The 22,791-nt window shown below is 32.4% G+C and carries 23 protein-coding genes; 2 read left to right on the forward strand and 21 right to left on the reverse strand.

What is annotated here, in order from left to right; translation table 11 throughout:
- Positions 1-6: 6 nt before the first annotated feature.
- Positions 7-414, forward strand: coding sequence for a hypothetical protein (locus JJQ60_RS11030; protein ID WP_201919615.1), 408 nt, complete (start codon positions 7-9; stop codon positions 412-414).
- Positions 415-484: 70 nt separating this feature from the next.
- On the opposite strand, the gene JJQ60_RS11035 is transcribed toward JJQ60_RS11030, so the two are convergent.
- From JJQ60_RS11035 to JJQ60_RS11135, 21 genes are all read right to left on the reverse strand, one after another.
- A complete protein-coding gene (locus JJQ60_RS11035) occupies positions 485-2,782 on the reverse strand; it encodes an N-acetylmuramoyl-L-alanine amidase (protein ID WP_201919624.1) in 2,298 nt (765 codons plus the stop codon).
- Between the two features lie 740 nt (positions 2,783-3,522).
- Complete coding sequence (locus tag JJQ60_RS11040; RefSeq protein ID WP_201919626.1) at positions 3,523-3,966, reverse strand: nuclear transport factor 2 family protein; 444 nt, start codon at positions 3,964-3,966, stop codon at positions 3,523-3,525.
- A 27-nt stretch (positions 3,967-3,993) separates the two neighbouring features.
- Positions 3,994-4,686 carry a type 1 glutamine amidotransferase domain-containing protein gene (locus JJQ60_RS11045; RefSeq protein ID WP_201919628.1) on the reverse strand — a complete coding sequence of 231 codons (693 nt, stop codon included), beginning with the start codon at positions 4,684-4,686 and terminating at the stop codon, positions 3,994-3,996.
- Positions 4,687-4,786: 100 nt separating this feature from the next.
- On the reverse strand, positions 4,787-5,365 hold the full coding sequence (locus JJQ60_RS11050) for a Crp/Fnr family transcriptional regulator (protein ID WP_201919630.1): 579 nt from the start codon (positions 5,363-5,365) through the stop codon (positions 4,787-4,789).
- 17 nt (positions 5,366-5,382) lie between these two features.
- Positions 5,383-5,922: a hypothetical protein gene (locus JJQ60_RS11055; RefSeq protein WP_201919632.1), complete on the reverse strand. Its 540-nt coding sequence runs from the start codon at positions 5,920-5,922 to the stop codon at positions 5,383-5,385.
- A 42-nt stretch (positions 5,923-5,964) separates the two neighbouring features.
- On the reverse strand, positions 5,965-6,711 hold the full coding sequence (locus tag JJQ60_RS11060; protein ID WP_201919634.1) for a DUF6090 family protein: 747 nt from the start codon (positions 6,709-6,711) through the stop codon (positions 5,965-5,967).
- 126 nt (positions 6,712-6,837) lie between these two features.
- Positions 6,838-8,112 (reverse strand): alpha/beta hydrolase-fold protein, encoded by a 1,275-nt coding sequence (locus JJQ60_RS11065; protein WP_201919636.1) that lies wholly within the window; start codon positions 8,110-8,112, stop codon positions 6,838-6,840.
- A gap of 16 nt (positions 8,113-8,128) precedes the next feature.
- The gene (locus JJQ60_RS11070; protein ID WP_317194006.1) at positions 8,129-8,647 is read right to left on the reverse strand and encodes a GNAT family N-acetyltransferase; all 519 of its coding nucleotides are present in this window, start codon (positions 8,645-8,647) and stop codon (positions 8,129-8,131) included.
- Positions 8,648-8,710: 63 nt separating this feature from the next.
- Entirely contained in the window at positions 8,711-11,326 is a 2,616-nt protein-coding gene (locus tag JJQ60_RS11075; RefSeq protein ID WP_201919641.1) for a glycoside hydrolase family 31 protein, read from the reverse strand.
- A gap of 6 nt (positions 11,327-11,332) precedes the next feature.
- Entirely contained in the window at positions 11,333-12,445 is a 1,113-nt protein-coding gene (locus tag JJQ60_RS11080) for a Gfo/Idh/MocA family protein (RefSeq protein WP_201919643.1), read from the reverse strand.
- Positions 12,446-12,489: 44 nt separating this feature from the next.
- A complete protein-coding gene (locus tag JJQ60_RS11085; RefSeq protein ID WP_201919645.1) occupies positions 12,490-12,852 on the reverse strand; it encodes a lipocalin-like domain-containing protein in 363 nt (120 codons plus the stop codon).
- 231 nt (positions 12,853-13,083) lie between these two features.
- Complete coding sequence (locus JJQ60_RS11090) at positions 13,084-13,491, reverse strand: DUF6326 family protein (RefSeq protein ID WP_201919647.1); 408 nt, start codon at positions 13,489-13,491, stop codon at positions 13,084-13,086.
- A gap of 170 nt (positions 13,492-13,661) precedes the next feature.
- Complete coding sequence (locus JJQ60_RS11095) at positions 13,662-14,039, reverse strand: DUF7079 family protein (protein WP_201919649.1); 378 nt, start codon at positions 14,037-14,039, stop codon at positions 13,662-13,664.
- A gap of 93 nt (positions 14,040-14,132) precedes the next feature.
- Complete coding sequence (locus JJQ60_RS11100) at positions 14,133-14,765, reverse strand: class I SAM-dependent DNA methyltransferase (protein ID WP_201919651.1); 633 nt, start codon at positions 14,763-14,765, stop codon at positions 14,133-14,135.
- A 253-nt stretch (positions 14,766-15,018) separates the two neighbouring features.
- Complete coding sequence (locus JJQ60_RS11105; protein ID WP_201919653.1) at positions 15,019-15,669, reverse strand: CPBP family intramembrane glutamic endopeptidase; 651 nt, start codon at positions 15,667-15,669, stop codon at positions 15,019-15,021.
- Positions 15,670-15,783: 114 nt separating this feature from the next.
- The gene (locus JJQ60_RS11110) at positions 15,784-16,611 is read right to left on the reverse strand and encodes a LytR/AlgR family response regulator transcription factor (RefSeq protein WP_201919655.1); all 828 of its coding nucleotides are present in this window, start codon (positions 16,609-16,611) and stop codon (positions 15,784-15,786) included.
- Positions 16,612-16,902: 291 nt separating this feature from the next.
- On the reverse strand, positions 16,903-17,379 hold the full coding sequence (locus JJQ60_RS11115) for a hypothetical protein (protein WP_201919657.1): 477 nt from the start codon (positions 17,377-17,379) through the stop codon (positions 16,903-16,905).
- Positions 17,380-17,545: 166 nt separating this feature from the next.
- On the reverse strand, positions 17,546-18,400 hold the full coding sequence (locus JJQ60_RS11120) for a hypothetical protein (RefSeq protein ID WP_201919658.1): 855 nt from the start codon (positions 18,398-18,400) through the stop codon (positions 17,546-17,548).
- A 224-nt stretch (positions 18,401-18,624) separates the two neighbouring features.
- Complete coding sequence (locus JJQ60_RS11125) at positions 18,625-19,668, reverse strand: serine hydrolase domain-containing protein (RefSeq protein ID WP_201919660.1); 1,044 nt, start codon at positions 19,666-19,668, stop codon at positions 18,625-18,627.
- Positions 19,669-19,883: 215 nt separating this feature from the next.
- Positions 19,884-20,699, reverse strand: a complete 816-nt coding sequence (locus JJQ60_RS11130) for a LytR/AlgR family response regulator transcription factor (RefSeq protein ID WP_201919662.1) — start codon at positions 20,697-20,699, stop codon at positions 19,884-19,886.
- Positions 20,700-20,903: 204 nt separating this feature from the next.
- Positions 20,904-21,344 carry a hypothetical protein gene (locus tag JJQ60_RS11135; RefSeq protein ID WP_201919664.1) on the reverse strand — a complete coding sequence of 147 codons (441 nt, stop codon included), beginning with the start codon at positions 21,342-21,344 and terminating at the stop codon, positions 20,904-20,906.
- Between the two features lie 412 nt (positions 21,345-21,756).
- On the opposite strand from JJQ60_RS11135, the gene JJQ60_RS11140 reads away from it, so the two are divergent.
- A complete protein-coding gene (locus JJQ60_RS11140) occupies positions 21,757-22,455 on the forward strand; it encodes a hypothetical protein (protein ID WP_201919666.1) in 699 nt (232 codons plus the stop codon).
- The last annotated feature ends 336 nt before the right edge of the window (positions 22,456-22,791 follow it).

A 22,791-nucleotide genomic window follows, 5' to 3' on the forward strand; every position in this document is an offset into this window, starting at 1 on the left:
CACGATATGAACTTAAAAAATATATTCTTTTGTATTCTTGGGATCCTTTTAGGTGAAATTGCATTGATTTTATGCACAACAATTGCCCAGGAAGTACTATTCAACGGAGTTAACTCGCGCTCATCAATAGCTGTTATCGCTTTTGGAGGGTTACTCACTTTTTTAGCTGCAGTTTTTGCTGGGTTAATTTCAAGAATTATCGGGCGTATATATACTATTACAATTCCATCGGTAATCAGTTTCTTCATCATTTTAGAAATGACGTATTTAGTTTTTTCTGACATCACTAAAGATCCTGTATGGTTCGATATTCTTGCAGGAATCGGATTAATTAGTGGGATTTGGATCGGGTATCATTATTTAGAAATCAAAGATTCCTTTCATACTCAAACCTATTATCCCGATCATCTTTAAATACATGAATTAAAAAAATAAAGGTATGGTTTATGTAAAAACCACACCTTTATGCATACACGCTAAAAGCTTATTTTTTCATCAACTTAACGGTTTCGCTATAGGATCCCGAAGAAAGTTTGAAAAGATAGAGCCCCTGAGATAGTTTCTCTACTAATGGTGTGATATCAAGCGTACTTTGACCTTTATCCATATAATCCTTTGGCATCTTAGCAACAGGTTTACCTTGCATATCAAAAATTGAAATGTCCACCGCTCCATACTGAGGTTGTTTCCATTGTACTACTGCTCTATCTTCTACTTCATTAGGATACAGGGTTAGTTTATTAGTGAGATTTTTTGCAAGGAATCTTGAAAAATTCATCGTAATATCAAGATTTCCTGGTGCAGACCAGTTTCCGGCATCATCTCTAACCATACTTTTGATTTTTCCGTTAGCAGTTCTAAGATCTTTGGTGTTATTCTGATTTCCGGCAGTAATCAACACACTGTTTGTTGATCTGAATTTGTACACTTTGAGATCATCAAAATCGATAGCGGTCTTATTGGTTCGCAGAGAAATAGCTACTCCCGAAGAAATAGGACTACCATCTTTCCAGTTTAAGAGGTATTCATTGTTTTTCCAAATTTGTATAACCCCGAATGCAGGACTGTAGGTAACTCTATATTTGGCCCAATTATTATCTAAAGAAACATCTGCAATCGCTCTAAAATAAAGTATATTATTTACGGTTTCATAGATTCTCACTTTATTATCTTCACCACTAAACCATATTAGATACGAATCTCCTCGTTGACTTAATGTACCATCTGAAGACATGATATGAATTCCGAACTTACGCGGACCAGTTGTAGAATTTACTTTTGCCGCAAATTCGTATAAATAAGGCAATCCCGAATCCTGAATTAGATATGAGCTCCATTGGGTATTATCTGATGTAGTATTGGATTGACTCAACCTGCCATTTATTACACTCCAGTTTCCTGCTCCCACGTCATAAACTCCAAAATCCTGTCCGAAGTTTTCATTAAAAAACCCGTTTCTCCTGTTGGCTAAATAACTAGAGCTATATTTTTCTAACACTTGATAATATCGTCTTGTAACTCCAACATTATCATTGTCAGAAAAGTTTACGGTAAAATCTCCGGTTTGTGTATTCCCACCAACTGCACTCATAGAAGTTGTAGGAGGAGTTGTATCTGTAGGTGTTGGTGAACCGCCAGAACACCCATTAGACACTAATAGATTTACTCCGTTTCTAATACCACCTAATGTCGCATATCCTCCATTACCAGGGCATGCCGAGCAACCCGCATCACGATGTCCTGCAATATGAGTTAACGATCGATTTACAGAATAATGAAAAGAAGATCCCACTGGATTGATATTTTCTTTATCTGCTTTCCAGGCTAATAAGTTTTTCAATGCTGTTTGGGTGGCAGTCGTAGGAGTAACGGAAGAATAATCTCCTAACATACATACTCCCATGGTATTTCGATTTCTTCCGCAAAAATGAGCCCCAATCGCATTATCACCTCCTGCTCTTCCTTCATAAATAACTCCATTTGGATCAACCAGAAAATTATATCCTATGTCTGACCATCCGTTTCCATTGATATGGAAATTTTGAACAGAACGCACTCTAGCCGCCCAATCGCTACTGGTATTCGATCCGAACTCGTGATGTATGATAAGATGTGACACAGTAGATGTCGCTGCTCCGCCTCTTGGAATAGCCCCCCATTGGCTTCTACTCACAACCGATGGTCTGGAGCATGCTGCTTTTGCCGCTTTTTGTGTGGCACTTTCTTTAATTTGTTTTTGAATTTTCTTAGACGTTTCTCCCGGGCTATACTGAAATAATTGAATATTTGAGATCGATATTGGTGATGTTTCTCCAGTAAAAGAAGCCTTGTATTGAATATACTTTACTTTTTTGTCCAAAAACTCCATCTTAGAAGCGATACGTTCACTGGTTTGTTCATGATGTCCATCAAAAATTGTTGGTTTCCAATCTGACCAAGATTTTCCATTTCTAGAGGTTCGATAGCTAAGATTAAATTTAGTATAATCGAGATGCTGTCCCTTCCAAATGGTGTATGCAGAGATAAAGGGTTTTGGTCTTTTTAGGTCAATTTTTATAGGTTTAAGAACCAGTTCAGGAACTTCTCGTGTCTTTTCCTGAAGTTCGAGCCCATTAGATTTCGAAACAAATGCTGTATTAGACACTAAAGCATTTTGATTGGCGAGATCAATGTTAAAGGTAGTTGTGCCTTCTCCTTTAAAAACATGCCGCTGTTGTTGTGCTTGAATGGTAAGCGCAAAAAACAGGCAACATAGTACCATTGGTAATACATAGTTTTTCATAGTTGATGAGTTTGTGTTTATCGAACTAAAATCGTAAAAAAGTTTGATTTTACCCAAAATATCATCAACTGAATTAAGATTAATTTTCAAAAAATCAACCCCTTAGCCTATAAAAACAGAGGTTTACAGGAATAGTTAAAAATTGTTATAATATGTTAATTTTTAATTTACTACCTATTTCAGTGGTAGGCATAGCTTTTCAAATTTTCATAAAATTAACCCATTACATAGCCTCCATAAACAGATCAGTTAGTCCAGCCGTTAGTATGTATACCTAATGTGAGTGATTAGTTTAAAAAATTATTGTTTATTCTTAAGGTTCTCAATAACCTGGGTACTTCCCCAAAAAATATCCACATTATCATAATTGTCTTGGTTTAAGTTTCTATTGAAGAAAAGGTTTTTGCCCGAGATAAAGGTTCTGAATATTTGACACAGCACTATCTTTTGATGCCTTTTTTTTAGGATTACAGGCATTCAAAAACATCATTAACACTAATATTTCGGTAAGAATTGTTTTAAAGATCTGTTACATAATTATCTCTAGATTCTGATTACAAATATGGATTTGAATTGGGGTTTTGTATATTACTAACTGTTTGCCTATACATCACCTTGAAATTAAACATACTACCTTTCGTATTGTAAAATACAAAATAAACAGAATAGCGATTCAAGTTTATCTTAAATCGCTATTAATGATGCATTACTTTGTTGTAGGTGATAACGTATTTGTATCACTAACTTGGATTATATCCTATTTGTTGAAACCAATCCCAATTATCCCAATAAGAGGTTATTCTTTCTATTAATCCATCATCGTTTATGTTGAGAATAAATAAATGTTCAACGTTATAATATTTTCCTTTACTTGGTATTCCAAGGATTTCTTTTTCTTGAGTTCCACCAATAAATACCTGCACTATTGCATTTCCTTGGTTATCAATTGAGATGTTTTTCACATCATTTGTAAGGTCTGGAAAAGATCCAATCAAAGCAGTAGCTATATCTGCCCAAGTAGTACCTTCCTCTCCTTTTATTTTTCCTATTCCGTTTTCACCAAGTGGAATGTAACGGAATGTTCCTTCTTTGCTCGCTAGTGAAATCGCCTTTTTAATGTCTTGATTTTTATAGGCTCTAAAGAATTCTTCAGCGACTTTTTTTCTATTTTCTATAGTTTTCATTTTAATATGTTTTAAAAGTTATATTTATTATTTGACTACTGTTAATTCAATTGTTCTTTGTGCTGCCGAGACAGAAGATTGTGGATTTTGACCCGTTATTAAATTTCCATCTTCGATCACAAAGTCTGACCAATCTTCTCCTTTTACATAAATAGCTCCTTCTTCTACAAGGGCATCTTCTAATAGAAATGGAACAACCTGAGTTAGACCAACAGCTTCTTCCTCAGAATTTGTGAAAGATGTTACTCTTTTTCCTTTGACAAATGAGTTTCCAGATTCGTTTTTCACTCCTTTTAAGGCAACAACTCCATGACATACCAATCCTATAGGTTTTTCTTTTTTGTCAAATTCATTAATTAATTGAGCTACCTCATTATTATCTCCTAAATCCCACATTGGACCATGTCCTCCGGGAAAGAACAAGATATCGAAGTTGGCTGGATCGATCTCGGTAATCTTTTTGGTGTTTTTAATAGAAGAAAGCGCCGCTTCATCTTTGTAAAATCTTTTAGTGAATTCAGTTTGCCATTCTTCTAATTCACTTTTTGGGTCTAAAGGAATTTCTCCTCCTTTAATAGATGCCAGGGTTACCGAAGCGTCTTGATCTAAGTATCGATAGTATGGTCCAGCTAATTCTTCCAGCCACACTCCTGTCTTTTCTCCTGTATTACCTAATTGATTATGAGAGGTTGTTACGATAAGTACATTTAAATTTTTCATCTTTTGCATGTTTTGTGATTAATTACATAGCAAAGATGCGACTCATTTGCACCAAAATTCGTTGATGTGTGTTATGAAAAAATATTGACTTATGTTAAGATTAGCCTTTGACCAGGTTCTTTCTAATTCTTGATAGGCTTTCAGGTTTTATTCCTAAATAATTAGCAATCATATAATTAGGAACTCTCTGTTCGAGGTTAGGGTATGTTTTTTGAAAATCTAAATAGCGATCACTATTAGATTTATCCAAAGAAGATAGTATTCTGTTTTGTAAAGCAACAAAAGCTGAAGTGAGCTTTATTCTAAAAAAACGGTCAAATTTAGGAACATCAAGAAATAGGTCTTCAAGATCTTGCTTTTCTATTCCATAAACTACTGATTCTTCAATAGAATCAATATTCAATGTAGCTTTTCCTCCTTCAAAGAAAGCCTTAAAATCGCTTATCCACCAATTTTCTTTTGCAAACTGCATTATGTGTTCATCTCCATTGTCATCAACTTCATAAGCTTTTAAGCAACCACTAGCAACAAAATATTCATACCTGACTAGATCACCTTCTTGTATTAGAAACTGTTTTTTACATAATTTCTTCCTGACTAGAATAGAGGTAAAACGTTCTTTTTCCAAATCATTAAGTTGGATAACCTCTTCAATATGTTTCAATATTTCGTCAAACATAGTTTTTAATACATTTATTATCCAGGATCCTCGCTTCTGTATTCTAATTTAACAATTAATTTATTATCATAGTGAAGTACTAGATAATCAGATTCTCCTGCTCCAACAACATAAACAATATTCTCATTCTGATTTTCATAATTTGGTATCTCAAATCTGTCCCAATTCGTGATTTCTTTCTTTATGTCAAACTCAAGGTCATACGTTTTTGGGTTCTTTGCATCACATGCCCAGCCAGCACCATCATTTTTAACCTGTATCTTAATTACAGTATCGATTTGGGTACTTTTCAAATTGTTAGTTTGACCATCTGTTGATCCATCACACCGGTTATCCTCGTGATATATAAATGTCCAATTATCCACAAAAAATGAGCTGAGATTTTTTCCGTTCTTGAGGTTTTTAACAAATTCTACAGCTCTTACACTTATATCTATTTGTACTTCCGAATTTGAGTCATTTACAGAATTTGATTTACAATCATTGCTTCTTATAGGGCTAAAGCTTGAAATTAAAGTAGTCAGAAAACTAAGAATAATTAACTTGCTTTTTATCATATTTTTTAGGCTTCGATGTTAGCTCGGAACGTTAAATAGTTACTACTCATCTTTTTTTTGAACAATAGTCTTTGGGTATTGTTTTTCAATAAGTTTCAATATCTTTTCAGTATTTGTTATTGAGGTTTGGTAATAATGTATTTTGTATATCCTAAACCATAATATTTCGGATATTAGAAATCTGAATTCCTCGTCATTTTTTAAACTTTTTGCATCCAAAGGAATATATCCAATTATCTGTTTAATTCCATTTCCAAAACTTCTTGGATAGGTAATTTTTAATGAATCCCCTAGATGCAAATCATACTTAATATTTGGGTTTCTGTTTACTTTGAAATTTTTTTTAAGATAAGGGGATAAATAGTCATTAATATCTGGATGCAAATTATTTCCTTTAGATATTCTTGGAAAATAATTGTTATACACTAATGTAATTAAATCTCTTAATGAGACATTTTTAACAATACTCATTCCAGTATTCTTTAAGTTCTCAAACGCTGATGTATTTGGAAAAATGTATTCTTCTTTAGTTGCCCAATAAAAATCCATGAGTAAGGAGTCGCTACTAATACTGTCAGTATCCAAAAACTTTTGAATTTTTAATTGACTTTTAAGTGAGTTTTTATGGAGTTCTATATCATTTTTTAGATCAACCAAATTATCATTTAACTCAAAATATATTTGGGAAATAATTTCTTTTTCAGTCTTTCTTTTTTCGATTTCATCTCCCCAATTTGTTAAATAAAATGCGATTAAAACACCAATAACAATGATGATGATTTCAATCAAATACTTATAAATATGCTTTTTTTGTACTTTATTCATTTAAATTATTCTCTAAGATGTCTTTTACGATGCGTTTTTGCTTCTCAAAAGAAGAATATGCAATATACAAATTGTCGTATGTATGTTTTTTTATTCTATTTTGTTTAAGGTATCATTAATTGATACATTCTCTTCAAACGTTAAGGCCTTTTTATAATTTACAATGGCATTACTGGTATCTTTCTGAGAAAGATAAAAATCTGCTAAATCCTTATATACACTCGGAGTTTTAGGATAATACTTTATGTTTAATTTATAAGTTTCTATCGCCTGTTGTGGTTGGTTTTGGAAACTATTCAACGAATAAGCATAACCGCTTACCCAATCTTTTTCGGGTTTAAAATTATATCCCAATTTTTTGGATACATTTTCGAAATGTAATTCGGTAAGATTTGCAAATCGGTCCTCTTTTGTTTTAGGAATGAAGTATTTGCTGCGATAGTATTGTTCTTTTTTAAACTCAAACCAAGAGTAGAAAAATCGGAACCCATCTAATTGTGATAAAAAAGCGCTACTTCCGTGTGTATCATTTTCATAATATTTCCATTTCATATTCAGACCCGTGTTCATTTCATTTATTTGATTAACAAGATTTAATGAATGCCGAACATATCTATTGGCTTGGATTGTATCACTTTTAATACTTTCTAGACTGCTACCATACGTTGCGGTATTCGCAATTCCGATATAAAAATTTTTACCTTTCAGATCTTTGTCTTTTAGACTATATTTTGAGTTCTTAAGGAACAGTTCATTATCAAAATAAAGACTTCCATCTATCATTAAATAGTTATCAAACATTTCAGAATGATTGGTTAATGCATTCATTACAACTAAACCCCCAAAAGAGTGACCAATTATTGTTCTGTTGTTAGAGCCTGAATAATTTTCTTCTATATATGGAAACAATTCTTTTTTTATAAAGCTTAAGAATTTTTCTCCCCCACCATATTGTTTAGGGTTTCCATCTGTTGTTGGAGAAAAATCCATCATTCTACTTTTAAAATCTGCATTTTCGATGCCTACCACGATCATTTCGGGTAAGATTTTAGTGTCGTTCATTTCGCTATATTGCTTGAGCATTCCCACAAACGGCATAAAATTATAGACCCCGTCTAGTAGATAAACCACCGGATATTGTTTCCTTTTTCGTTTCGGATCGTTTACACTTTCAGGAACATAAATGATTAATTTCCTTTCTTGATTGAGTATTTTGGAGTTTATTTTATCAAACTGTCCAATCTGAATTCCTTGATTAAGTTTTGTTGAATCAGTTTCTTCGGTTTCTTGTTGTTTTTCTTTTTCTATGCACGAAATAATACTCAATAATAAGATTATTAAGATCAGTTGTCTAAGTTTTATCATTAAATCCTATGTTTTCTTATACTTTATTACCTGATGGTTGTTTAATTTTTAAACTATAATAAGATAAAGTTTCATTCTCTTTTTTGTAATCCCCTGTATATTTAAGACCAAGTTTTTGCAATAGGCTAATTGACTTTTGATTATCCGGTGCAGTAATTGCAATTATAGTTTCGTACTTGTTCAAATTTTTAATTTTTTCGAGATATGATTTACTTGCCTCAATAGTGTATCCTTTTTTTCCAAATCCAGGAAGTAAAGCAAATCCAATATCAGGATACTTTTCATCTTTCCGTTTAAGCAATGTCACAACTCCTATCGCCTTTTTAGATTCTTTTAATTCAAAAACATTATAGTAAAAATCCTTATTATCGAGAATCTTTTGGATGTATTTCTTTGCATCATTTCTATTGGAAATATTTCTGTCACCAATAAATTTTAACCAACCTTCAGAATTCACCAAATCAATAATAAAATCGGTGTCCTTCAAATGTATTGGTCTTATTCGTAATCTTTCTGTTTCTATGGTAATGTACACTTGAATTTACGTTTTTTAGTTGCAGAAAACGATCTCGATTATGATTTCTATCTCGATTCTAAATTAATATTTTTCTAAAGGCACTAAAATTTTATCTGTAATCTCAGTTCTTGCATCGCGGTGCTTTCGCATATCATCCAAGATATCTTTATAATTTTTTTCAAAAAGCTCTAACTGATTTATGATTGTATTAGGGTCATAACTAATTTTAACAGGTACTTGCTCTGCAGCAAAAACTCTATCAGAAAGTAAGGCCCACCAATTTTCGCGCGCAATTTCAATTTTCATTAAACCTATGACTTCTTTAAGTCTTTTAAACGCTCCACTTTTTCCATAAAGTAGATCTTTTTTATCCATATACTCTTTGGCATAAGTAATTTGAACTTCTACTGTGCTTGCCATAGATTGCTCTGGTATTGATATACTGGCAGTTAATTCCTGACCATTATAGCTCCAACTTTTGAATGATTTGCTCTCTGCATATTTATATTCTTCTCCATTTACTTTGACTATAGAGGGGGGAAAACTTACAGGCAATTGAAGCTCATAACTTCTTGATTTTGGCATACCTTCATAACTTCCTTTTGCGGGTAAAATAGTAACCGTTTTTAAATTTTCATTTTCAGATTGTGTAATTTTGGTAAATGAAAAGGCGCTTGATTTATACTTTTCATTATCTCCCTGGTCTTCGTATAAATTAAATGATCCCTTCTCTCCAGGAAACACTTTTAGTATCAAATGATTGGGTATTTCTTGTAGATTAGATATTTCGGGATACATAGGAATAATAGAACCTTCTTTTATATAAAGCGGTAATTCTTTTAGCATATAATTTTTCTTTACTACTGTACCGCCTTCCAATCGTTCTCCGGTTGTTAATTGATACCAATTTCCTTCTGGAAGCCACATTTCTTGCTCAGCAATCAAATCATCTCCAACAGGCTCATAGGTTGGCGAAAAAAGCATTTGGTCTCCATACATATATTGATATTTGAAGGTATAGGCATTCTCATTTTTTGAATAGTCGTAATACATGGGCCTGCAAAGTGAAATGCCTTCATCATAAGCTTTTCTAGCCATGGTATACGTGTAAGGTGCCAAAGCATAACGAAGCTTGATAAGCTCAACCATGTGCGGAAGCTCATTTGGATACATCCAAAATCTACGTTCTATAGAGGATATTTTGGCACTATGTGTTCTTAAAATAGGGCTAAAAATCCCAAATTGAAGCCAACGAGTGTATAATTCAGCATCGCCATCAAGATTTCCAGATGCATGTCCGCCTATATCATGACTCCAATAACCATAACCAACATTAGACGCGGTATGTGTAAAATAAGGTTGATATTTCAGGGATTCCCACGAAATTTTATAATCACCAGAAAAGCCTATTTGATACCGGTGATTACCTAGACCTCCCCATCTGTGAAAAAGCATAGGGCGTGTTTTGGTTCTATCTGCCATACTAGAGAAAAAAGTATAGTTTAGCCACCAGGTATTGCTTAGATCTTTCACAACTTTACTTGTAGGAAACTGTTGCCAATCGAGCCACCAAAAATCTACTCCCCAATTTTCATACGGTTTTAAGATGGTATTAAAATAGGTTTTGGCCCATTTCTTTTCTGCCATTTTATAAGGAATCCAATCTTGGTTAGTAGTATCAAATCCATAGTTTTTGGCAAACTCCCCATATTGTGATTCTAAAGGTGCTATTCCAGAAGCTGGATGAAGATTGAGAGCTGTTTTCAATTTTTCTTTATTGGTCCATTCAATAAATTTTTTAGGTTCGGGAAATAAAGCCTTATTCCAGGTATAGCCGGTCCAACCCAACAATTCTCCAAAAGGGTCTTTTTGGGGATTCTTGATGTTTTTTAAGCCTCCATGAGTAAGATGCCAATCCATGTCTATAATCAATACATCTATAGGTATATCGTATCGTCTGAAATCGGCAACTAATTCTTTAAATTCTCTGTCAGAATAAGCCCAATACCGAGACCACCAATATCCAAATGCATATCGTGGTGGTAAGGGTATTTTTCCAGCAATTGTGATATAATTTTTTAACGCTTTTTTAAAATCATATCCATAAGCAAAAAAATACCAATCTTGTTCTGAGGCATTTTTAGTTTCTGAAACCCAATTCCATTCAGAGTTGTCAAAAAGAAAATTGAAAGAGTCATCTAATACATACCATCCATCTCTTGAAATAATACCATCTTCCAGAGGAATCGGATCCCCGTCCCAGGTCTTACCTCCATCACAACCATCTAAAGTACGGGTTGTTCCCAAAAGGTTTCCACTATTTTTCATACCTGGTATCCAGGTCAGTTCTTCTTCATTTATAGCGAATAAAATCTTTATATTAGATTCAGAAAATTTTCCAGAATCTTTTTTGTAGCGCAGTTCAATGACATCAGTCTTGATGACTAACCAACCGTTTTTGTGTTGTACTTTAAAATTGGGAACTTCTGTATTTCGATTAATGATAGTAAAGGAAGCTCTGTCTTCAAATTTTTTTTCATTATCCCACTCCATTCGTATCACTTCAGGAGTTAATACTGTAAAACGAGCTTTATCAGAAGTGATTACTGCATTAGAATTGGCTTTTGGGTCTTGCGAAAAGGCTTTACTCTGTATTAAAAGCAATATTAAAATAATTGCGAAACTCTTTAAAGTCATACTGTATTATTTTTTGAAGTAAATCGTTTTGTTTTGTTCTGCACTTTTTTTTGCAGCATCTAGAATTTCAACAACAATCATATTATTATCTAAAGCATTTAAATCATAATTTTCTAATTGTACTTCATTTCTAACAACTGCCGCAAAAAGAGCAAAAGGGTCATCAAAAGGAGCTGCTCGTTCTTCTAATTTCATCACTTCTTCATCATATCCATCATAACCTTCTGAAATACGCACACGAAGATCATGTCTATTATCTACATATAGTACACCTCTTAAACCATAAATTTCCATGTCTTTTCTACCTATGGGCCAATTCCAAGAACCTTGTATAACCGCTACCGTATTATCGTATTGCAATATAATGATCGATTCATCATTGACTTTTGGATTGTTTTCAGGTTGTAACTGTTGAGAAACTGCTGTTACACTATTTGGTAGTTTTCCGTTCATAAACCAGGTTAACATATTAACACCATAACATCCAAAATCTACTTCCGCTCCCCCTCCATTTTGCACAGGGTCTGTTAACCACTCTAAAAACTCTTCATTCACCCCTATTTTTTTAGGTCCTTTATGTCCATCATGTACCATTATTTTTCGAATACTACCAATGGCATTCTCTTTTTTAACCAAGTCGTATGCTTTGTGCGTGGTTGGATACCAGGTGGTTTCATAATTGGTTAATAGATGAATATTATGTTTTTTGGCTAATTCTTTCATTTTTTTGGCGTGTTCCATATTCACTGCCAAAGGTTTCTCTACCATTACATGGATTCCCCTGGGAGCAGCCGCCTCTACTACTTCTAAATGTTCGTAAATCGTTCCAAAAGCAGTAACAGCTTCTGGTTTGGCTTTATTTAGCATTTCTTCAATAGAAGTATACACCAATTTCATTGAAAACTTATGTTGTTCAGCATATCGTTTGGCCAGTTCTGTGTTGGGTTCTACTATACCAACAATTTTTATATCGCCTCTTGGCTCACTACCAAAAATCCAATGCACATGGGTGTGTGTCAAACCAATTACTCCTACTTTTAATGGGGCCTTATTTTCTTGATTGTACACCTTTGTGATTAAAAGGTTCATTAATACGATAAAAAGAATTCTATATTTCATTATTATCCAGGTGGGTTTGTATTATTCTTTAATTTGTTTCTTTCTTATTTTATTTCCTTAGCAATTAGATATACATCATCTGATGCTGAATGAAAAAATAAAGTATCATTTTTAATAGATAGAATCCATTCACTGTCTGCTTCTTCTCCTTCCCCATCAATAAACAATCTTTTTTCGTCAAGTTGATACCTCCACGTACCACTTTCTTTCTTTTTCAAAGCACCATCATAACTCTCAAAAGTTCCGTTATTTTTTAGATGCATCCAATTTTCAACTAAATCAATAGACTTACTATTCTCAATAACATTTACAATTTGCCATTTTCCAATAAAATATTCATCGGGTTGACCACAAGAGTACAATAAAATAAAAATTAGAAATATGGTTTTGATACTTTTCAGTTTCATATAGATTATACCGTTGAGTGTACAATGTATTTTACTACATTTTTATACAGTGTTCGTATTATGTTTTTCTTTTTTAATTACTTCGTTTGTTTCTGTATTGAATATCACCTTTGCTCGGTTTTATTTGCGCTACACTTATTTTCATCTAGTTCTGTCAAATTACCGTCAACGGTTTGTGTATGGTTAGTTATGAGAAAGTACTTGGATATTTCCCGAAGTTACTAAAGATAATTAATCCAATTCTTTTGGCCAGTTCCAGGCAAGCTTTACAATTATCAAAGTAATTATAGCCTCTAAAGCAGCATAAAAAGCATAAAAACTATACCAATCGGTCAACGAATAACTTCCAACCAATATTACGATAATAGTTAATAAAATACCAAAGACAATATTTAACAATCTACAAATTTTTGGTTTTAAAAAAATATTTACAGAAATCATAGCTGCAGGTATTGCTAATGAGACCGATGCTAGAAATAATTTTGTAGGAGTATCTAGCAGTTCAGTTCCTTTTAAAAGACTGTCTACTTTATTAGGAACATAAAGTTCAAAGTAGTCTCCATATATGTAAAAGAACATTAATGAAGTCCATAAAGCAGCAAGTTTAATTCGGATGTTTATTTTCGGATTTTCAAACATTTTTAGTAGGATTAATTAGTAATTATCTATGTTATTACTATAGACGTCAAAAATAGTGCTATGGTTGCCTGAAAAATTCAAAGAAGTATATATTTAAACTGCCACCGACGTTTTGTGTATGATTAGTCTCGAGAAAGTGGACGCGTACTTTCAGCTGTTGCTAAAGATAATTAATGTGTTTTTAATCGGTTTTCTATTTCAATCCAATGATCTTTTCTCATCGGATACAAAAATCGATTATAGAATTTTGTCTTCCACCTAAAAAAAATACTCCTTCTTTTATGATAAACCTTTTCACATGCTAAATTTAGCCAGTTTTCGTCAAATCCATTCCAGATTCCAGCAACACTTAATACGTTTTCTTTAAGAACAGGAAATACCTCATACAAATCGATTGCTTTTAATTCTTCGATGTTCAAACCCGAGGCAATAAGTGTTTTAGAAATCCTATCATAGTCAGATTTCTGAAGTTCGGTATCAAGATAAAATTCTGAAATTACGTTCCAGATAGGTTTTCTTTGTTCTATCGTTTTATTTAAGTTCATCATACATGCACTACAACAGTTTCTGTATGAAATGTAGCGTATAAAAGGACACTAACTTTCCGGATTAACACAGAACCTAATTTTTATATTTTGTTCTTAACTTATCATTTTTTTAAACACAAATGATATCAATCTTGGTATCCCATTTTCTGAGTTTTCATCAAACCACTCTTTTAATTCGATGAGCTGAAAACTGTTATTTTTTGCATCATCAATATATTCTGAAATATGGTGAACATAAACTTCTAATTCTTCAGTTCCGTTTTCTGTTTCGTACTTAGCTTTACTTCCAGAATATTGCTTAAACGAATGCAATTCACTAATAAAAAACAGCCCATTATTCTTCAGTATTCGGTTTGCTTGAGAAAAAACGTGGTCCAAATTTTCAATATGCTCAAGTGTTAAGCTAGAAGTTATTAAATCGGCAAAGTTGTTTTCTATTTCCCAATCTTCGGTCAAATCGGCATTTTTGAATAGTACTCTATTATCAGATATCTTCTCTTTCGCTTTATTGAGCATTTCTTGAGAAAAGTCTAAACCAATTATTCTATCTGCTTTATTGAGTAACCATTCTGTATTCTTCCCTGTTCCGCAACCTAATTCTAATACATTCTTAAAATCAAAATTATTCAATGTTTCAATAGTACACTTTTTATCTAAATCCCTTGTTCGATTCTCATTAGTGTCATATTGACTTGCCCAAGCATTATATGCCTTTTCTATACTCATTTAGCTTGTTTTATATTATTGCCTGCGGCCCGTATAAGAAATGTAGGGCATAAACCAAATATAAATATTTTGCTTTTATCATTTTTCGTAAATGCCCACCAAAGGACTACAATTACCAAAATATAAAATAAAAACCACAGTTATAAATTTTATGTTTGGCGACTTTACAAATAATCAAACACGTTTAGATTATACCTATATAACTCTATATTCTTTTACATTGTTAAGCATAGTCTTTACTATTTTTTGAGTATTATAGCCAACCATAATACATATATACCAATGCAACAGTATCAATAAATCCATGAACAGCAATATTGAACCACAAATCGTTCTTACGGAAATGAAAAATTAAAGCCAAAATCATACCTATAATACCTGTCGAAATTTGTCCGCTTATTCCTTGATATGCATGTACCCAACCAAAAAGAAATCCGAAGAGTAAAATATTAATAACAAGGCTAATTTTACTTGATCCAAAAAACTTAGTAAACTGTCTCATTAGGTATCCTCTAAATACAATTTCTTCAGCAAATGCAGCAGATAACCAAACATAAACAAATAGGCCTAATATTGCAGGTAAGTTTCCTTTGTAGATTTCGAATTCAGAGTAGTCTATAGGTTGTCCTGTAAGATAGGTAACAATTGGCATCATTACGTAGCCAGAAAATAGAAAAATAGCTATGCCTAACCCTGGCGCTATGATTAATAGACTTTTTACATTTATTCTGTTACGTTGAAAGCCTAAAGACTTAAAACAATTTTTTTTGTATTCTATTACGCTTGCTATTAATAGTAATAAAGCCGCTATAATCATTTGAAAATATCCCGATAGGTATAAAACACAGCAAAGAATAATAGCGATTACTGGTGTTACTTTCGTAGTTAAAAAGGTCTTATTCATTTTTTATCGTTTTTAATTTTAAGCGAAGTAAAAACGATAAAGCAAGATAAACAGTGATATACAGCTCATTTTTACTGAATGGTATCAAAAAAACAGCTGAATAATCATTGCATTTTATAGCTTCCCCTTAAACCAGTCCATAAATTCTTGTTTTTTATATCTACTGATATTTATTTGAAAAGCTTTTTTGTTGGCAATAGTAGGTTTAAGTAGCACCGATAATTTTCCATTTTCTATGGACTGTACTTGTTCAATAGAACGGACATGAAGAATGGTTTGTCTATTGGCTCTATAAAAGCTTTGTTCGCTGACTTCATTTTCAACTTCATTTAAAGTGAAATCAGTAACAATTGAAGTCCCATCGGTTTTTACAATAGATACTATTTTGTTTTCACTATATATAAAGGCAATTTCAGGATACTTAACTAATGTTATTTTACCACCTTGTTGAACTTTAAGTGTCCCTTTTATTGAGGTCAGCTTGTGAAGTTTATAAATATCGGTTGAAAATAAAAGAGCAATTACAAGAGTGTTGATTAGTAGAGTAACTGAAAGTCCGGTAAGTAGATAATAAAAGTTGTATCCTACAGATCCATTAACCAGCACATTTGCACTATAATACAAGGGGATATATAGTATGGTAATATACCCTAAAGTAGAAAATAGGAAACGTAATAGTATTTGTGCGTTAATTTTTTTAGTGAAGTATTTGTTTCTAAAATATTTGAAATTAAATTTAGCGATAAGAATTATTATAGTTCCCGCAATAATTGATACAGTAATAGGAATTAAAGGAAATTTGTAGTCTTTATGAAAAGGGAAATTTTCTGGCTCAGTAAGGTGATTGACTAAAATAGACAGTAGTATAAGTATTAAACCATTTCTAACCCAAAAATTTGAAAAATTAATATGTTGTTTAAAAGAGTTAATTATTACTTTCATTAAAAATTTTAATCTATCGTCTTGGTTTTTTTGCTTATGTATAATGTTAAATGTAAACATCTGTGCGTGCAGAAGGTCAGAGGTCTTCGATTAAGCACAAGGAATTACATTTTTTAATTGGAATGTAAAATAATAAAATTTATGATGTTGTTCTCATAAATACAAAACTCCCTTTGCTCAAAGCACTTAATAATATTGTGTTTATATCGTGTTAGCAATAGTATTTGGTCTATTCATAATCTATAAATACTCCTATTTTTTATAATTCTTGCCAAAAAATGAAAAGTGGTCTTATGGAAAATCATTTTTCAACTTTCTTCGCTCCAAAAACTCTTCTAAGGTTTCCCAAATAGCTGGTAAATATTCAAAGCTAGTAGCATATTCAAATTCTATAATTTCACCAGAATCCAGCTTTTCTTTACCTAATAAATAATAACTATCTCCAACATGATAGCTGAAATATTTTTTTGCGGAAGTGAAAATTATTGTATCTCCAATTTTATATTTTTTAAGTATAGTTTTATCATTTTCAAAAGCTTCTTCAGAAGAAACATCAATATAATAATCGCTAAATCTATTTACGCTCTTTGCACTTCGCTTTAATGCTGATGGTTGTTTAACCAAAAAAGGGTTATTTAAGTAACCTTTAAATGGCATATGTTGAGAAAGATTAGTAGTTGATGAATACGCTATAAACCAAATGAATAGAACAACACATACAAGTGTTGTAATTATTATACCCAACATAACCATCCTAAATTTCTTCATCTCTTATATCTCATGTTTTAAAAGTTCATTCTTTTAGATTGAACCTTACCCTTATAGTAAATGGGCAGTTATCATAGGGGGTGAAATTATTACCACCGCCAAATATAATAAAACATAGTTACCCCAAAGGACAACTATGTCTTGTCATATAGTGTCAGCAGCTTTTTTATTTTTCCCATATTTTCTTAATTAATTTAAGTACTGGTAAATCCTTAAAATTAATTTTAGCATCATTATAAATATTAATATTGAAAAGAGATTCTACATCGTTTGTACTTTCTTTTTCGTTTGTACTTTCTTTTTCAGATTCTGTTTTCTTCAACCATTTTGCCCGTTCAATTTCCCATCTTTCAAAGTCATTCATTGGTTGCTTTAAACTTTTACCTCCTTTATGTGGGTATTGTAAATAATTACTTGAAGGTTTAGGAAGTTTATTTTCGCACTCCTTAGAACATAAATTAACTAATAGAGGAAGAACGTCTGTCCCCACGCCCAAAGAGATCCATAACTGATTAGTTTCTGTATAATCCATTTCTTTTTCACACACACTACAAGTTAAGATCTTACCATCATATCTTACTGGATTATTTGTTAGTTCAGGAAAAGGTTTTCTATACTTATAATTTCCATAAAGAGCTCGGGTACTTACTCTACTGTCTTTTAGATTTTTACATTTTGTGATCTCATATGGAAACCAATGTAAGTTGTAAGATGTATATGGGTCAAAATATTCTAAAGATTCCATTTTTCCGATTTCTGGTGGAATACGTTTTAGTTGACTACCGTATAACCAGATTTTTTTTACATTCTTAAGTTTAGCGATTGATTCTGGCAAGGTATATATTTGGGAAAAAAGTTCTCGCCCTAAATATTCAAAAGGAGAAAATTCATCCCTCTCTTCTTCAGCAACAATATCTACATATTCGCATAGTTTTTTCCAGGCTAAAGACGATTTATCTTGTACGTTATTTTCAACGTCAATTAAAGCATTATCATATTCATCTATTTTGTTCCAATTCATAATTCTTATTGCAACTAGTGTTTAGGGTAGAAATCGTTGGAAATTCCATTGAGAAATTTTCTATTAGTACCAAGGTAACAAAATTTCGATGAATTCCTTAATGGAATTCAGCCATAATAAGCTATACATTTCGGGTTGGTAATAAGCCAACTATAAATATTTTGCATTCATCATTTTTTGTAAATACCTAATGTTTTCTTATGCATTATTAGCTAACATTTCTATTATTTGGAAATGATTTTAATTACCTTATTAATCAATTTCCCGGTATCAAAAGGAGGAAAGGATTGCCCAACATTTGATGAAATGATGATTTGGTATTCTGGAGAATACGCCAAAATTGAGCCGTAAAATCCTCCATGACCATAAAACGTTTTATTATACAGGTTCCATTTATAAATCCCCAACCCATAACTTTTACCATATTTTGACGTCTTAGAAGTATCCAGCATTCTTTCTAGAGTAGCCTTATCCTTAAAAAGTTTCATTCCAAAAAGCGCTTCTATAAATATGGCCATTTCCTGTGCAGTAGAGACAATGCCGCCCCCGCCCCATTCATAAGAAGTGTTTACCCGTTTAGTGATATTTATTCTATTTAGAAAAGCATCTATCCTTTTGCCAGTTCCTCGTACTTCCTCATAAAATTCAAAGTAAGTATTCTTTAAGTGTAATGGCGTTATTATTCGTTCTCTTATAGCTTCAGGCAGAGATTTTCCCTCTATCTCCTCTATTAGGAAACCCAAAAGCATATAATTAATATCCGAATAATGATAACCTTTTTCAGGGATGTTTGCTGGTTTTTTGTTTAGCTTATATTTAAAGTATCTTTTATAAAATTTTTGTGCTGTATACTTCCTTTTTGGATGAAATAAAACACTTAAATTGAATCTTGTCTCAGCATCTGTAAACACATCTGAAATCCCTGAAGTATGATTGAGAAGCATTTCTATAGTTATAGAATCTTGATATTTCTTTCCATTAAAGATGTGTAATTCATTGTACCTTATAAAATCGATTGATTCAAGATATTTTTTAATGGGATCGTCAATACTCAATTTATCCTCTTCGCACAATTGAAGAATAATTGTCGCTACAAGAGTTTTAGTAATACTAGCAACATTATATTGATAAGAGTAATCAATAGCAGTGTTGTTTCTTCCGACAGACCCGACGCCATGGTTGAATTCAAAACCTGTTTTTTCATTTTTGAGATAGAGTAAAAAACTATGTACAGGTTTTTTTCCATCATGGACGATGTGTGCTTTCATCAAGGTGTCAATTTTTGCTTTTTCACTTTTGAAATTGGACTGTGCATTACATAAAAAAGAGAAAAAAACAATAAGCAGGAATTTTAAAATAGAATGTATCATAGTCAAAAAATGCCTAAAGATTTTTGACAAAAGTATGCTCATAAAAAAGAAACAAACCTTGGTTCTTGAGGGTTTATCACCGAAGTGTATCAGATTTTAAGTTGAAATGTGTTCTATAATGGAACAGAATTCTGCTTAAACCATTTTTTAAATTTTGGAGCTTTCAATCTACTTATGAAAAGTTCCTCTGGAAGATTATTTTCAGGAGAAGTCAAAACAAGTAATTTTTTATTTTCAATCTTATTAAAAGCAACAACAGCACTATGATGTAAAATAAACTTTCTATTCACCCTGAAAAACTGTATTGAAGAAAGTCTTTGTTCTAGTTTATCCAATGAAGTATTTATAATATAAGTTTTATTCGTGTTGTCAAGAATAAAAGTCACTCCCTCCTCTACATAGAATCCGCAAACGTCATTCAGGGCTATTCTAACACTTTTATTACCTATATTCACTGTAATTCCATCACTATTTAATGTTTTGGCTGTTTGTAGTTTCTGTTCGGATTTTTTCCAAAATAAGTAGTAATACAAACTAATATAAATGCCATTGATTACTAAAATCCAAATTTCATATATCCAAATATCCAGTTGATAAAAGTTTAGAGGAACGGGTTTGTCTTTTGCAATTGCGTTTAAAAGTTCGGTTGTAACAATTATAAAAAAAAGACCAGCCAAACTGGTATAAAAAAGTTGTAGAAAAAGTCGTTTAAAGGTGAAATCAATCAAGGGCGACTTCTTTTCCATTTTTATGATTACGTATCGAACAATCAACCAAGTCATGTATCCTTGGATAGTATCAATAAAAAGCGTAAGGAAAAAATAAGTATTTAAGGTTATGTTTTTATAAGTAATAAAATAATTTACCAGATTGACGATTGGAATTAATACAATAAACAATTTGTTATCTTTTTTATGCCAAATAGCCATCTTTTATTTGTTTACAAGAAAAGTATTTATCCTTTGCTTCATTAGATAGTTCCTTAGGGTTTGGAATAGTGGCCGCTAACGTTTACTATATGTATCGCTTTAGAGTAAGCAATGCTAAGTAAACAACTACCGTTCGACTAATCATTTAGCTGCTATGACATATATAGTGTTGTTCACAGTGTTTTTTTTAAATTCTAATTAGCATTAATCATTATCAATAGAAGCAAAAAACGCATCAAGGTCGTCATCTTCATATTCATTCAGGATTATTTCTTGTTCCAATAATTTATCAATCATTTTTTTAAAATATCCACTATAATTTACTTCAGATTCTTTGCTTATTTCTTCTTCATCAAAATTTGACTTGATATCCATCTTATTCTTACCTAGAAAAGTAATTCGAATATGTGGTTCTTTGTCCAAACCATGCCATCTGTTTCTTGATAAAAGGAAAAACCATAGAGATTGACCAGCTCTTAATTTTTTATCAAGATTACAGCTTCTCATTTCTTTTATCAATCTAAGAGCATCATTTGTGAACGGACGACTATCATCAGGGTATTCTTGATAGAATTTCTCAATTAAATTCCAACTCTCAATAAAGTCATCTTCAATTCGATTTTTCTTGTTCGATTTATTTTTCAAAACGATTTTCGGTATTGTGTACAACGTTTAATGAATGATTTCATATACATTGTTGTAGCCAGTGTTTTTTTATTAAATTTATTTTTGAAGATCCAACGTCTTTTATGATTATTGAATATTTGCCTTTCATAACTTAGTCACTATTTATTATAAAAATACATATAACAAACATAAAAGCAAGATAATAGCGATATATACCTGGCTCAGGTTAATCTAGAATTCTATAATATCGCGTACTTCTAATTTGCAATGTCTCTATAGTAAATAAACCTCTCAAATTTTAACATTTAAATTTTCTGAGTTCCGGAAAATGAAACTGGCAGCTATTAATATTGCACCGTATTAATAACAAGTTGGCGAGCCTGTATATACGATAGCATAACAGCTCTCAATTACAAAAAACAATAATAAAATGTCTAAAGAAAATTATGACCAAAAGTTAGCCGTATTAGAAAACCTGGCGCAAGAGGCGATCAAAGCCCCCAAAAACCCAATAGATACATATCTGCAAGAAGCCGAAAATCTATTTGTTTGGATACAAGAGGATAAAAAAGCATTGATCGGTACCGGGCTCAACTGGAACAGCAATGTACTCGACCTGCCCATTCGTATTGGTGCCTGCAGATATGCCCAGGCCTTATGGATGAAAGAACGCTATAATCAAGAAGAAGCGGCCAAAGCCTGGAAAGAACAATCTCCAAAGGCTTATGCCTTTAGAAATGACTTGCTGGCAGATTTACGATTTGCTTTTCGTAAGCGTCCTGATCTGTTAGCTCGTGTGCGTGCCATAGCCGATGGCGAAGGTGATGCCGATATGATCCAGGATCTTATGGATAGTAGTGTACTTGGTAAAGCCAACACCCCAGAGCTTACAGCTATAAAGTATGACCTAACACGCCTTGATCGGGCAGAGCAACAATCTAATGAGCTTGCCGATCTATTAGCCAAAGCCAATGGAGCCACTCTAGATAACTCTAAAGCCAAAGAACTAAGAGATAGAGCCTATATCCATCTCAAAGAAGCGATCGACGAGATCAAAGAGACCGGTAAATATGTGTTTAGAAAAGATCCAGAACGTTTTAAAGGGTATATCAGTCGATATAAACGATAGCACACCCCTTGTGGTTACTGGTGCGCGCGATGGGTTGGGTATCGCGCGTGGCGCGCATCGGCTTACTATACCCGCGCATCATATATACCTATACGCGCGTAGTCGACCTGGCTGCGCGCGTTGCTTTTTTACCCACGCGCATGGCATCCCTATATCCGCGCATTGATGATCTGGTCACGCGCGTTACCTTGTATCATCCTAAAAAAAGTTTACATATTTTACATTAATCCTAAAATAGATTTACAACGTATTTTTAGTCCTATTATTGATTTACAATGATAGGACTTTTTGTATAATAATTCTTCCATAGCTTTTCAGTTTTTAAATTATTTCGAT

It is taken from the genome of Aquimarina mytili, assembly GCF_016735115.1.
GTDB lineage: Bacteria > Bacteroidota > Bacteroidia > Flavobacteriales > Flavobacteriaceae > Aquimarina > Aquimarina mytili.

Coding starts and splice junctions, on each gene's coding strand:
- JJQ60_RS11030 (WP_201919615.1), top strand. CDS start 7: ATGAACTTAAAAAATATATTCTTTTGTATTCTTGGGATCCTTTTAGGT.
- JJQ60_RS11035 (WP_201919624.1), bottom strand. CDS start 2,782: ATGAAAAACTATGTATTACCAATGGTACTATGTTGCCTGTTTTTTGCG.
- JJQ60_RS11040 (WP_201919626.1), bottom strand. CDS start 3,966: ATGAAAACTATAGAAAATAGAAAAAAAGTCGCTGAAGAATTCTTTAGA.
- JJQ60_RS11045 (WP_201919628.1), bottom strand. CDS start 4,686: ATGAAAAATTTAAATGTACTTATCGTAACAACCTCTCATAATCAATTA.
- JJQ60_RS11050 (WP_201919630.1), bottom strand. CDS start 5,365: ATGTTTGACGAAATATTGAAACATATTGAAGAGGTTATCCAACTTAAT.
- JJQ60_RS11055 (WP_201919632.1), bottom strand. CDS start 5,922: ATGATAAAAAGCAAGTTAATTATTCTTAGTTTTCTGACTACTTTAATT.
- JJQ60_RS11065 (WP_201919636.1), bottom strand. CDS start 8,112: ATGATAAAACTTAGACAACTGATCTTAATAATCTTATTATTGAGTATT.
- JJQ60_RS11075 (WP_201919641.1), bottom strand. CDS start 11,326: ATGACTTTAAAGAGTTTCGCAATTATTTTAATATTGCTTTTAATACAG.
- JJQ60_RS11080 (WP_201919643.1), bottom strand. CDS start 12,445: ATGAAATATAGAATTCTTTTTATCGTATTAATGAACCTTTTAATCACA.
- JJQ60_RS11085 (WP_201919645.1), bottom strand. CDS start 12,852: ATGAAACTGAAAAGTATCAAAACCATATTTCTAATTTTTATTTTATTG.
- JJQ60_RS11090 (WP_201919647.1), bottom strand. CDS start 13,491: ATGTTTGAAAATCCGAAAATAAACATCCGAATTAAACTTGCTGCTTTA.
- JJQ60_RS11095 (WP_201919649.1), bottom strand. CDS start 14,039: ATGATGAACTTAAATAAAACGATAGAACAAAGAAAACCTATCTGGAAC.
- JJQ60_RS11100 (WP_201919651.1), bottom strand. CDS start 14,765: ATGAGTATAGAAAAGGCATATAATGCTTGGGCAAGTCAATATGACACT.
- JJQ60_RS11105 (WP_201919653.1), bottom strand. CDS start 15,669: ATGAATAAGACCTTTTTAACTACGAAAGTAACACCAGTAATCGCTATT.
- JJQ60_RS11110 (WP_201919655.1), bottom strand. CDS start 16,611: ATGAAAGTAATAATTAACTCTTTTAAACAACATATTAATTTTTCAAAT.
- JJQ60_RS11115 (WP_201919657.1), bottom strand. CDS start 17,379: ATGAAGAAATTTAGGATGGTTATGTTGGGTATAATAATTACAACACTT.
- JJQ60_RS11120 (WP_201919658.1), bottom strand. CDS start 18,400: ATGAATTGGAACAAAATAGATGAATATGATAATGCTTTAATTGACGTT.
- JJQ60_RS11125 (WP_201919660.1), bottom strand. CDS start 19,668: ATGAAAGCACACATCGTCCATGATGGAAAAAAACCTGTACATAGTTTT.
- JJQ60_RS11130 (WP_201919662.1), bottom strand. CDS start 20,699: ATGGCTATTTGGCATAAAAAAGATAACAAATTGTTTATTGTATTAATT.
- JJQ60_RS11140 (WP_201919666.1), top strand. CDS start 21,757: ATGTCTAAAGAAAATTATGACCAAAAGTTAGCCGTATTAGAAAACCTG.